At 53.8% G+C, this 12,458-nt stretch carries 7 protein-coding genes, 2 pseudogenes and 1 other annotated feature; of the genes and pseudogenes, 3 read left to right on the forward strand and 6 right to left on the reverse strand.

Annotated elements, in window-relative coordinates; all coding sequences use genetic code 11:
• Positions 1-36: 36 nt before the first annotated feature.
• The 4 genes from H2O17_RS10185 to H2O17_RS10200 all read right to left on the reverse strand — a co-directional run bounded on the left by H2O17_RS10185 (position 37) and on the right by H2O17_RS10200 (position 5,976).
• On the reverse strand, positions 37-978 hold the full coding sequence (locus tag H2O17_RS10185) for an ABC transporter permease (RefSeq protein ID WP_182049569.1): 942 nt from the start codon (positions 976-978) through the stop codon (positions 37-39).
• Positions 975-2,552 (reverse strand): sugar ABC transporter ATP-binding protein, encoded by a 1,578-nt coding sequence (locus tag H2O17_RS10190; RefSeq protein WP_220456763.1) that lies wholly within the window; start codon positions 2,550-2,552, stop codon positions 975-977. The genes H2O17_RS10185 and H2O17_RS10190 overlap by 4 nt, the downstream gene beginning before the upstream one ends.
• 5 nt (positions 2,553-2,557) lie before the next feature.
• Positions 2,558-3,661: a substrate-binding domain-containing protein gene (locus tag H2O17_RS10195; RefSeq protein ID WP_220456764.1), complete on the reverse strand. Its 1,104-nt coding sequence runs from the start codon at positions 3,659-3,661 to the stop codon at positions 2,558-2,560.
• Positions 3,662-4,584: 923 nt separating this feature from the next.
• The gene (locus tag H2O17_RS10200; protein ID WP_281363050.1) at positions 4,585-5,976 is read right to left on the reverse strand and encodes a cation:proton antiporter; all 1,392 of its coding nucleotides are present in this window, start codon (positions 5,974-5,976) and stop codon (positions 4,585-4,587) included.
• Between the two features lie 217 nt (positions 5,977-6,193).
• Here H2O17_RS10200 and H2O17_RS10205 point away from each other — a divergent pair, with 217 nt between their 5' ends.
• On the forward strand, positions 6,194-7,465 hold the full coding sequence (locus H2O17_RS10205; protein ID WP_220456765.1) for an IS3 family transposase: 1,272 nt from the start codon (positions 6,194-6,196) through the stop codon (positions 7,463-7,465).
• A gap of 556 nt (positions 7,466-8,021) precedes the next feature.
• Here the strand turns inward: H2O17_RS10205 and H2O17_RS10210 are convergent.
• Positions 8,022-9,244: pseudogene (locus tag H2O17_RS10210) on the reverse strand (IS3 family transposase).
• Positions 8,843-8,972 (reverse strand) — a sequence feature (AL1L pseudoknot). (Overlaps the previous pseudogene by 130 nt.)
• 468 nt (positions 9,245-9,712) lie before the next feature.
• Between H2O17_RS10210 and H2O17_RS10215 the strand changes: the two are divergent.
• Positions 9,713-10,624 (forward strand): annotated as a pseudogene (locus H2O17_RS10215) (IS110 family RNA-guided transposase); the annotation flags it as partial.
• Between the two features lie 45 nt (positions 10,625-10,669).
• Positions 10,670-10,915: a substrate-binding domain-containing protein gene (locus H2O17_RS11850; RefSeq protein ID WP_182049573.1), complete on the forward strand. Its 246-nt coding sequence runs from the start codon at positions 10,670-10,672 to the stop codon at positions 10,913-10,915.
• A 186-nt stretch (positions 10,916-11,101) separates the two neighbouring features.
• On the opposite strand, the gene xylA is transcribed toward H2O17_RS11850, so the two are convergent.
• Positions 11,102-12,448 (reverse strand): xylose isomerase, encoded by a 1,347-nt coding sequence (gene xylA / locus H2O17_RS10225; protein ID WP_182049574.1) that lies wholly within the window; start codon positions 12,446-12,448, stop codon positions 11,102-11,104.
• Between the last annotated feature and the right edge of the window lie 10 nt (positions 12,449-12,458).

The following is a 12,458-nucleotide window of genomic DNA, read 5'->3' on the forward strand; positions in this document are numbered from 1 at the left end:
CTTAAATGGTCTGCATGTGTGCGAGATCAAGCACGTCTAGTCGTCACTTCGTTTGGCCAGGACGACGGCTAGCACAATGATGATGCCGCGAACCACTTGTTGTTGCGGACTCGATAGTCCGGCCAAGACAAGGCCGTTGTTGATCATCGCCATCAGGACTGCACCAGCGGCAGCCCCAGCGGCCGAACCTCGACCACCCGACAATGCAGTACCGCCCAAAATGACAGCCGCGATGACATTCATCTCATCCCCGTTGCCCCACTGATACCGGCCAGACTGCAAGCGCCCTGCGTAAAGCATTCCCGCTATGGCCGCGCAGACCGATGATGCCATCATCACAGCGAATCGAATTCGGGGTACCTTAATCCCGGAATAGTTCGCAGCAATCGGGTTGGCCCCCACGGCGAGCGTATACTTGCCAAACCGTGTTCTGCTCAGGACCAAAACACCAAATACCAGGAAGACGAGGGCCCAAATAATCAACACAGGGAACTCCCCGATATCCCCTCCACCGAATATGAAGTTGTAGCTTTGGTTGAGAATAGGTTGCGGAGCAGAAGCGGTTATCCATTGCGCAATTCCGACTGCTACACCCATCATCGCAAGCGTCACGAGAAACGACGGAATTCTCGCGAACGCAACGAGAAATCCATTAACGAAACCACACATAATGCCAACCGCGAGACCCGCTAGAACACCTGGAATTATCCCGTAATTCGCAATGGCCATTGCGGTACAGACAGATGAGAGGCCGGCAATGGAACCAACTGATAGATCTATCTCCGCAGCGCCAATAACGAACGTCATGGCCATCGCCATCACTACGATAATGGAAGATTGACGCAAAATATTTAGAAGATTCGAACCGCTGGTGAATCCTTTACTTGACAGGAAGATCGAGAAGAAGATGAAGATCAATACAACACCGACATATACGATATTCTTTCGGAAGTCGAACTTCTTGAGTGTCGTTATCATAGCTCGTCCTCACTACCAATACCCGTTCCAGTCTTTAAACCCGCATGTGTGATCGCAAGCATTAAATCTTCTTCAGTATCAATTTCATTTGCATCGACAGAACCCACCACGGTCCCAGCCTTCATGATGTAGTAGCGATCACATACGGAAATCATCTCTGGAAATTCTGATGAAATGAATAGCACTCCCTTTCCTTGATCCGCGTATCCAACAACTTCTTTCAGCACCTCGGTCTTAGTACCGATGTCGACGCCCGCAGTTGGCTCATCCATAATGAGGAGATCCGGCTCTCGACCAAGCCACTTAGCGATCACCACTTTCTGTTGATTACCTCCTGAAAGCCGGGACACCGGACCAGTGGCACGGTCAGCTTTGATTGCGAATCTATCCATAAGGCTTTCAGCCATTGCTTTGATCTTCTTATTGGACAACAATCCATATGAACGGCTCTCTCGTAGGCGATTCAGCGTCAGATTCTCCTGGACTGAGTGGCTAACAATCAGCCCTTGCTTGCGTCGGTCTTCCGGGACAAGAGCAACTCCTGAATTGATAGATGCTTGAGGATCTGACGGACTATACTTCATCTCCTTCAATTTGACAGTGCCCTTAGTAATCTTGTCGATTCCAAAAAGTGCGCGCGTAACCTCAGTTCTTCCTGAGCCCATCAGCCCCGCAAGTCCGACAACTTCGCCCTCGTTAATATGCAAGGTGACGTTGGAGATATGGTCCGTACTAACGTCACACATATCGAGTAAGAGACCTGATTTTCCGCTGATAGATTCGCGTTTCGCGAGAACTGACGCGCGATTTCCGGCAATCCCCCTTATGATCTCTTCATCGGTAATTGAGGCTAGTAACCGAGTCTTGTAGTTCTTGCCGTTGCGGAGGATAGTAATACGGTCCGCAATCTGCCGTATCTCATCCATACGATGAGATATGTAGATAACAGCGATACCCTGAGTCTTGAGATTCTCAATGATGTCAAATAGCTTTCGAATTTCGGCCGTTGAGAGTGCCGCTGTCGGTTCATCTAGTATCAGCACTTTAGTATTGGCTCTGATCGCCTTGGCGATCTCCGTCAATTGCCAGTATCCGGTTGAGAGAGTGCCTACTTCTGTGGTTGGTTCAACATCTACGCCTAGTCGCTCGAGTAGTTCCTGTGATCGTGCAATCATCGCTCTTTTGTCTAGGAAGACAGAATGGTCTAACGTTTCCGCACCCATGAAGATGTTCTCCGCTACAGTCATGGTCGGCACCAGCGAGAATTCTTGGAAAACCATCCCAACCCCAGCCGTGCGCGCTGCCTCGATGGTCAGAGAATCATATTCTTGACCATCAACTTGCACCGTTCCCGCATCCCGCGAGTAGACACCTCGCAGAATCTTCATTAACGTAGATTTTCCTGCACCGTTGCCTCCCGCGAGGGCATGGACTTCTCCGGGAAACACATCAAAGAAGACGTCGTCCAAAACAGATACGCCTGCGAACTGCTTGCAAATATGGCGCATATCCACAATTGGCAGAATTGACGCAGAGTCGTCTTTAGCATCTGCCGTCTTTGCTCGTCGTTCCATATCAGCTACTTCATCAAATCCGCAACATCATCCGGAAGATCTGCATGGTAGATCGTTTGCCACGCGTCAGCAAGATTGGTGCTAGTCACAGGAAGGGCTTGTAGTGCCACATACGATGGGTATTCCTTGCCTAACACGCGCGAACCAGCAGCGATTGCCAGCTCCGTAACTCCTTGGTCGTACGGCCTCTGTGCAGACGTTCCAACGATAAGCTGATTCTGGGCCATAGCTACAGCCATAGAGTTACCGAGGTCAATAGTTGAAATCATGAGATCGGTGCGCCCGGATTCCCGCGCTGCGGCCATAACACCCTCAGCTGGTACGTCCCATGGAGCCCAGAATCCCTTAAGATTAGGATTCTGTTGGATGATCGCCGCAGCGTCCTGCTGAGCATTGTCGACCGTTCCATCGTCTCCCTTAGCGGCAACAATCTCGATATTGGGATAATCCTCCTCAATAGTCTTCTTGAATCCTTCGTAGCGTTGCTCGGTCACGAAGAAGTCTGCGTCATGATAAATCGCCGCAATCTGGCCCTCTCCACCGATAGATTCGGCAAGGATGTGAGCGGACGCTACACCGTTGCCGTAATTGTCCGCTGAAACCACCGACACATAATCTTCACCAGCGACTAGGCCGTTTGCTGGCTGATCCATAAAGACCAAAGTCGTGCCAGATTCGGCAACCTTCTTGTATTCATCTGCCGTGGCGGTTGCATCAGTGGGAATCGACAAGATAATGTCCGGATCCTGCGCGAGGACAGTCTCAAGGTTGGTAACTTGCTTGTCTGGCTTGAAATCAGCACCAGTTATCGAGATGATTTCGATGCCGAGCTTCTCTGCCTCTGCTTCAATGCCGGCAACCTGTGCGTTATACCAATCGTTGCCATCATAGTGAAAAACAAGTGCCGCAGTAAGCCCAGCATCCTTAATCTGCTGGATTTCGTCGTCGGTAAGATCCGCCACATCCGCAGAAGCCGCTTCTTCACCATTTGCACCCGTTGACATCACTTTGCCTTCAACTGCCCGCTCGGCAACCTCGAGAGCCTGCGCGCTAACTTCTGAAGAATCTGCGCTCGACGAAGTCGTTCCCCCGCCAGAACAAGCTGCCATGCTCATCACTATTGTTGTGCCACATACTATGGCCGTCAAAGGTCTGATTTTCCGAAAATGCCCCATTGCATAACTCCTTAAATCTCGCCGAGCAATACTGAAAAGAACACTCAGCGCTTAACAACGTTCACTGTTGTCACTATCCGCACAGTCACTTATAAGACCCGATGAAAAGGTTTTCATGACTGTGGATATGATTTTACACACCAACAATCTCCGAATGGATGGGTGTGAGTAGGCTCACACTTGGTCGGCAATCGCGTGGAGAAGAGGAATTACTTGACTCCGAACTGGAATTCGTGGCTGAGCATGACAACATCCCTGCGCTTTCACTCATCTGTGCATGCCATGAGGGAATCCTGCGCTCATCTATGATCCGTTGGTCCGCACGTTTATGATCCGTTGGTCCGCACGTTCGCCATCCGTAGGAACGACACAGCCGCTAACGACTGTTTCCATGAATACATGGCTATCCCGGAATAGATCAGCAGTCACTACCTAAATCAGAAAGAACGCACAGTGATCGTGTTGAGGTACGAACCTACGGCTCACTACGCACCATCGCCCAGCGGGCGGGACGCAATGCCCGATGTCCGGCCGCGAGATCACCGCGAACCAGAACTCCCTGACACCAGCTAATACCAACCACACCAAGCAAGCGCTCGAGCGCGAGCCTTGCCCACCCGAAACCCGCGAAAATCGACACGATAACACAACCGTTTGAAAAGAGTCGAGCCAAACTCCTCGCGCAATGGTTGCCGAAGCAGATCACTGCTTGGCAGACACGCGAGTAACCAGACAGTAGCGCCGTGGATATAGCCCAGCAACAATCTACTAGGCCACCACAACCTCGTATATCGCCCAACTCTTCACCACGGCGGCATTACGAATAGCACGACCGTCACCCATAAGAACTGTATCCACTAGTCACCGGCGTTGAGGAATGGTGCCTGCTGCATTTCGAGCACTATTTGCTGCGCATCCAGGTTCGCTAGGGCGCTCTGCAGTAATGACGCCTCAAAGGTGTGATCGTCGCGGATATGAAGTAGTTGGGTTCGTCGAGCAACAATCGTACCCAGCTCAGTGTCATCCTTGGGCTGTGCCCGTTCCATGTATTCCTCAGCAGCGGCGTCGAGAAGAGATTGAAGGTCGTCTGCATCTGCTTGGACTTGCTCTGGAGAAGATCCTGGCGTGGGTTTCACCCATACCACGAATTGCTTGAGTGTCCCGCCTTGAATGAGGAGCGAGAATCCTGCTACGAGAAACGCAATGAGAACAAGGTAGGACCGTTGAGGTGTATTGGCCGGAAGGCTCTGTGCCGCCGCGACCGTTATCGCGCCGCGCATACCCGCCCATACGACGACGGCGCCGTCGCGCTCCGTTAGCGGTGAAGCCAAGAAGTACTCAGTATCGGCCAGCGTGCGGGTCAATCGGCTCCGTAACTGCCCAATGGTCAAAGTTCGCTTGCGCGTTCGAGTTAACCATCGCCGGCGTATTGTGTATCGCCCTGGCAGGTGCTCCTCAAGCTGAGCACGTTGCTGGTTCGTCACTGCGCCGTCAGGAAGCTCCCCCGTCTGTCTGACGCTCTCAAGGGCCTCCTTCACACCGTCGCCAGCAAGAACCTCTTGGAAGAGCTCCAGCTTTGGCTTCATCTTGGATTGACGCAGTGAGCGCCGCCGGAGTATTGCCAACAAAGGCGCAACAAACAACGCACGAATAGCCAAACTACCCACAAGAGCGATCAATGCAATCGCGACGGCCCTGCCGACTACTTCCAAGTTGTGGGTGGGTAAATCCTCTAGAAGCGTGTGGAACTGGAGCCCCATCGTCAGGAAGACAACGCCCTCAAGAATGAATTCGATGGTTGCCCAGGTTTGGGCATCTGAGGTACGTTGCTGCGGAGAAAAGTGCTTTGCAGCGCCTTGTCCACTTACTAGCCCCGCAACTACTGCCGCCACCAAGCCCGACGCTTCCAATTGCTCGGCCGGTACCATCGCAACAAACGGAACGACGAGGGAGAGCGTCGTCGTCGCAATCGTATTTGTCCGGTTTCGCCGCACACACAGATTCAATCGCCCGACGACGTAGCCGATCGCTGCGGCCATCACAACAGAGTAGACGACCATCCCGACCACGCCCCACAAGCTGAAGGCGGTCGCGGCAGCAGTAATTGCCGTACGAAGCATGACCAATGCAGTCGCATCATTGAGAAGCCCTTCACCCTCAAGGATGGCAACTATTCGCGGTGAGACCCCCGTGGATTTGACGATGGACGTCGCAACCGCATCGGTTGGGCTCAAGACGGCACCCAACACGATCGGGTTAAAGGCCTAAAGGGGGTCTGGACTGTTTTCCGTATCTTTTCGGGAGGCTTGTATGAGGGTTGTGTATTCAGCTGAGCAGAAGCGTGTGGCTGTGGCGACGTTCCGTAGGTTGGGTTCGTATGTCAAGACGATCCGGAAGTTGGGGTATCCGTCTCGTCATGTGCTCCATGATTGGGTGCATCAGTCTCGTCGAGGTCGCAAACCGGTCGTGAAGAGGCAGCCTGCCCGCCACTATCCATGGACTGTTAAGTTGAGCGCCGTGGAGCGGATGAATGCTGGCCAATCAGTTAAAGACATTGCTGGGGATCTCGGCATTGTTAACCATATGCTGTTGTATAAGTGGATGCGGCTATGGAACCAAGAAGGTGAGCGGGCCCTGATGACTAGACGTGAGAAACGCGAGGCTGATGGGTTAGCCACTCGAGCTCAACTAGAGAAGTCATTGCCGGATGATCCTGACGAGTTGCGTCGTTTGGCGGCCAGGCTTCTAGTGGAAAAGCATGTGTTGGAACACGAGCTTGATCTGGTAAAAAAAGACGGGGGCGTCATCCCGGGACAACTGTCGAACCTGAACAAGACACGCATCATTGACCGGTTGCGTGCTCGTCTTCCTTTCGTGATGCTGCTGGAGGCGTGCGCGATCTCGGCCAGTAGCTACCACTATTGTCGGGGTGTGCTTGAACGTCCCGACAAGTATGGCGAGCTCGCTGGCAGGATTGAGAAGATTGCTGGCGATTCGGGCTTTACGTATGGTTCTGCACGGGTCTGGCTCAAACTCAAGCGTCTTGGGGTGACTGTTTCTGAGAAGGTTGTTCGTCGCTTGATGAAAGAACATCAGATCCCGGTTTATTACGCTCACCGCAAGCGTCGCTATTCCAGTTATGAGGGAGAGACAAGCCCGGCCCCAGATGATCACGTCAAGAGGAATTTTCATGCTGATGAGCCTGACAGACTATGGCTCACTGATGTCAGTGAGTTTGCTGCTTCGGACGCCAAGGTCTATCTCAGCCCGATGATTGATTGCTGTGATGGGAAAGTGGTGGCGTGGCAGACGAGTCGACGACCGGACAAGGTGATGACGCAGTCGATGCTGGAAGCTGCGATCGCGAGTTTGCCTACCGAGCGCCACGACGCTTTACGTGATGATAAGGAAGCTATCCCACTGATTATTCATAGCGATCGTGGTGGACATTACCGGAGCGCTGAATGGATCGAGACCACGAAGGCTGCTGGGATCACCCGCTCGATGGGAAGGAAGGGATGTAGTCCCGATAACGCGGCCTGTGAAGGATTCTTCGGACGTATGAAAACGGAAATGTTCTACGGTCACACCTGGACCAGTGCCGCACAGCTCGAGACGGCAATCAATGATTACCTTATCTTCTATAACACAGAGCGCTTGAAAACATCCCTTGGAGGCACCATCCAAGAAAACCGTGACAAAATGGAGAAACCAGAACCATCCAGAAAACAGTCCTGACCCCCAAAAGTGTGTAATGTCTGGGCGTGTTGTGGGTGTTATTTTGATCTGCCGGCCCATCCTTTTCGGGCCCAGAGGCCTTCTTCGGCGGTGAGGGCGGTGCCGTAGCGTTGCGGTCCGTCGGGTGTGGCTGGTGGTGTCTTTTCGGGGATGACTTGTCGTTGGGGTCTTCCGGCTTGATCCCAATCAGTCAGTATCTGGCGCGCAGGCGTAGGGAATTCGCTGTGGTGGTAGCAATACCAATCGATCGCAGCGATCATGTGGGGCTGGGATAGTCCCCGGTGATAGAGCAATACGAGTCGGAGACTGTTGTTGAAAGACTCGAACGGGTTGGTGGTCCGCTCCCGGGCTGGCTCGAATTCAAGGAAAGAAAACAGGTGACCTTTGCCGTACAGGGAGGCTAAGCGACGATAGACTCTACGGTCACGTTCATGGGTGTACCACCATGTTTGATTCTTCCGACGTTGGCCGGCAGGGACGTCTCTCGCCCAGGTGCGTTCTGTGAAATAGTCTGTCAAGTCTCGGGTTTTGTGGAGGGTGGGCGTGTGATCGTTTGTTAGGCCGCGAGGTTCGCGGTCTGGGTGGTCCAGTATTCGGTTTCGATCTCGGTGGGTGTCTTGTAGTTCAGCATGGAGTGGATACGCTCATTGTTGAACCATCCAACCCATTCGGCGGTTGCTTTCTCGACGTCATCGATACCCTCCCAGGGACCATCGAGATGGATCAACTCCGCCTTGTACAACGAGTTCAGAGCCTCGGCCATCGCATTATCATAGGAGTCGCTGGACCCCACGGACGCCACAGCGCGAGCTTGTTCGAGTTCTTGGGTATAGCGCACGGCTCGATATTGGACTCCGCGGTCGCTGTGATGGGTCAACCCGGTGACGTTCTGACCTGCCCGACGGCGGGCGAACAGTCCCATCTTCAACGCATCGAGCGCCAAGTCCGTATACATACGTTTTGAGGTCTGCCAGCCAACGATCATTCGAGAGAACACGTCGAGGATGAAAGCGACATACACCCAGCCTGTCATCGTTCGGACATAGGTTATATCTGCGACCCAAATTCTATTGGGCCCATCAGCGCAGAATTCACGTTTGACGAGGTCGGCTGGCCGTAGTGTTTCCGGTGCTGGCCGTGTGGTGCGGGGATACTTTCCCCGCACCACACCACGGATGACAAGCTCGCGACATAGCCGCTCGATGGTGCACCGTGCAACGACAGTGCCCTGACGATTCAACTCGGCATGGATCTTGCGAATCCCGTACACCCGCATACGGGGATGAGCGTGGATGGTCATGATCTGCTCTTTCAACTCCCCATCACGCACAGCCCGCGCCGATGGCGGCCGTGAGAGGTGGGCGTAGTAGGTCGATGGGGCGATCTTGACACCGAAATCGTCCGTGAGGACGCGGCAGATCGGTTCGATTCCCCAGCGATGCTTGTGCTCGTCGATGAAACGGACGATTAGCTCTGTGGGCGGTCGAACTCCGCCGCGAAAAAAGCCGCAGCGGACTTGAGGATGCTATTAGACCGGCGTAGTTCCCGGTTCTCTTTTTCCAACCGGCGAATCCTGGCAGTCGTGTCCTCACTACCGATAGGTAGTTCGCTCTCTTCGGCCCTGCGGACCCAGGTTCGCAGTGTCTCCTTGTGCACCCCGCACTGCTCCGCGATTCGCGTGATCGCCCCGCTACGGGTATCGGGATCCTTCCGGGCCTCCACAGCAAGCCGAGTCGCCCTTACACGCAGCTCCTCAGGATACTTCGATGATGCTGGCATAATTCAGTGTCCTATCCTTGATACGGGATCAACCGCTCACCCTCTATCAAACCAGAGACATTTCACCTCGACGAGACTGATGCACCCAATCATGGAGCACATGACGAGACGGATACCCCAACTTCCGGATCGTCTTAACATACGAACCCAACCTACGAAACGTCGCCACAGCCACACGCTTCTGCTCAGCCGAATACACAACCCTCATACAAGCCTCCCGAAAAGATACGGAAAACAGTCCTGACCCGTTACCTTGTTGACGGGTCCTTTCGTTGGGAATGATTGGGCTTGTCGGTCAGTCGCTCTGGCATGGTGTTGTGCCCCTGTCTCTTCAATGATCCCGGGGGTGTTGCCACCAGAGTCGATTGACGGTGGGTGATCGCTGATAAGGGGCTTGGCACCAGTGTGGATGCCTGTCCTAACGTGGATGTGAGGCTTACTGTCTGGACCTGATCGACTGAATGTGAACCAGGGGATGCGAAGACTGACGAGAAGGATGCGTTCATCATCGCTGATGCTGCTCGCAGCCTGCCACGCACTCTCCGGGATCTCACTGAAGCAGATCTTGATGAAGCCACTCTGGGAATGTTAACCGGTTTCGATCTGGACCTGTCTCGTCAGGCCAATCAGGTTTCCAACCGGATCCGAGGCCTGTTCACTCAGATTCATCCGGCTCTGGAGCAGGTGCTTGGTCCGCGTCTTGAGCATGATGCGATCCTTGACATGCTCTCCAGGTGGCCCACTCCGGACCGACTTCGCAAGGCCGGGCGAGCCAGAATCGATGTCAAGCTGAAGAAACACGGAGCCCGCCGCCACAGTGCGTGGACCGAAGAAATCCTCGTTGCTTTAGCGAAGCAGACAGTCACCGTGACAGGAACCGAGGCCGCCGGCATTGTGATACCTCATCTGGCACGCCAACTGACACATTTGCATGCTCAACGAGCTGACGTCGCCCGCGAAGTTGAACAGATCGTTGTTCATCACCCTCTTTTCTTGGTCCTGACCTCGATGCCCGGTATTGGGATCAGGACCGCCTCAATTATCATTGCCGAGCTGGCAGGCAAAACCTTTACCAGTTCTGTCGCGCTCGCCTCCTACGCCGGCCTAGCACCCACTACTAGGCAATCAGGAACATCCATCAAATCCGAGAGTGTAAGTCATTCCGGAAACAAACGACTCAAACGCGCGTTGTTCCTCTCCGCATTCGCAGCCATCCGGAAAGATCCAACCAGTCGCACCTACTACGACCGTAAACGGAGCCAAGGAAAGCGCCACAACCAAGCCGTCATCGCACTAGCCCACCGCAGACTCACCGTCCTCTACGCAATGCTCAGAGACGGCAGCCTCTACGACACCCCCGACACAGCCCTAGCCGCTTGACAAACAACATAGGGACACCCCCCAGGCCTTTAACCCGCACGCACATTGCTCAGTCTCCCCGACGATGAACACCCAACGGCCTTCTTCGCCGGCTCGGATTGGTCCGCAATGGGCGTTCTAGCAGGTGTCCGTGAGAAGGTGCTTCGTTTCCCAGAGGACATATCGGTTGTGGGTTTTGACGACACCGCTCTGGCTAAATCATCTGCTCCACGACTCACCTCCATTCATCAGCCGCTGAGAGACATGGGGTCGGCCGCAATTAGGACTCTTGCCGACCGTCGCGCGGCATAATGCCCACAGCTCCAATGAAGCTCGAGACGTACCTCATCATACGTGGCTCCACTGGCCCCGCTCCCAAGTAATGGCCCGTCCGCGCCACAAAAAATGTCAGCCGCACGCTGATGTGTTGCGTGCGGCTGACAGAAAGTTGCCACAAGATTTAGGCTGCGAGCGAGAAACACACCTCGCCCACAATTGTTACGCTTGACCGAGTGTATCGACGATGTAGTTGTTAATTGTCCCCTTGACCGATTCCAAATGGTCGGAGTGCGTTGCAGCAAGGAGTTCAGACTGTGGAACATCCAATGCCAGTTCTTCCAGTGTGCTCAGGTTCGCATCACCATTTTCGATACTCACACCAACACCTTCATCGAAGGAACTGTACCGCTCACCAACGAGATCCTCAATAAAGCGATCTTCATGCATCTGGGCAGCCACTAGCAAGCCAGCTGCATAAGTGTCCATGCCCACCACGTGCCCGCGGAACAGATCTTCCGCAGTGAAGGATGTCCTGCGAGGCTTGGAGTCGAAGTTCAACCCTCCATGAGGGCCTATTTGCCCCTCGTCAAGAACTTCCCACATCACAGCAGTGGTCTCGTACAGGTCTGACGGGAACTCATCCATGTCCCAACCAATGAGTTTGTCGCCTTGGTTTGCATCGAGTGAACCGAGCATCCCCGCTACGCGTGCCACACGAATCTCGTGTTGGTAGGTGTGACCAGCAAGATTTGCATGGTTGCCTTCAAGATTCAACTTGAAGTGGTCATCTAGTCCATGGGTCTTGAGGAAGGCAATCGTGGTGGCCGCATCGAAGTCGTACTGATGTGTGGTTGGCTCCTTTGGCTTGGGCTCGATCAAGAACTGCGCATCCAGTCCGATTTCCTTTGCATAGTCCACGGACATCTGCAACAGGCGTGCCATGTGCTCCTGCTCGCGGCGAAGATCCGTGTTCCACAGGTTTTCATAGCCCTCACGTCCACCCCAGAACACATAGTTTTCTGACCCGAGCCGCTTAGCAATCTCCAGGCTGTGTTTAAGCTGCCCAGCTGAGTATGTAAATACCTTTGCATACGGTGATGTGCCTGCACCTGAAACAAACCGCGGGTTGGTAAAGAGGCTGCTGGTATTCCAAAGTGGCGTAATACCGGTCTCTGCTTGTAGCTCTGCAATCCGATCCACCACGCGATCGAGCTTTGCGTTGGTTTCGCGCAGAGTGTCCCCTTCTGGGGCCAGATCACGATCATGGAAGCAGAAGTACTTCACATTGAGCTTGCGGTAGAACTCGAAGGTGTAATCAACCTTCGCGAGCGCCTGATCCATCGGATCTGTGAAACGGTCGTATGGACGCTGGGCGGTGCCGTCACCAAAGGGATCAACCAACCGCTGGTCGAACGTATGCCAGTATGCCACCGCAAAACGCAGCCAGTCCTTCATTGGTTTTCCAGCAACGATCCGCTCTGGCTCGTAGTATCGGAAACCTAATCCCTGAACTTTTGATGCCTTGCCAACAAATGGGATGGCGTCAACATTCCACAGATCACTCATCTTCTTGCAC

Origin of the sequence: Changpingibacter yushuensis (genome assembly GCF_014041995.1) — a bacterium.
GTDB lineage: Bacteria > Actinomycetota > Actinomycetes > Actinomycetales > Actinomycetaceae > Changpingibacter > Changpingibacter yushuensis.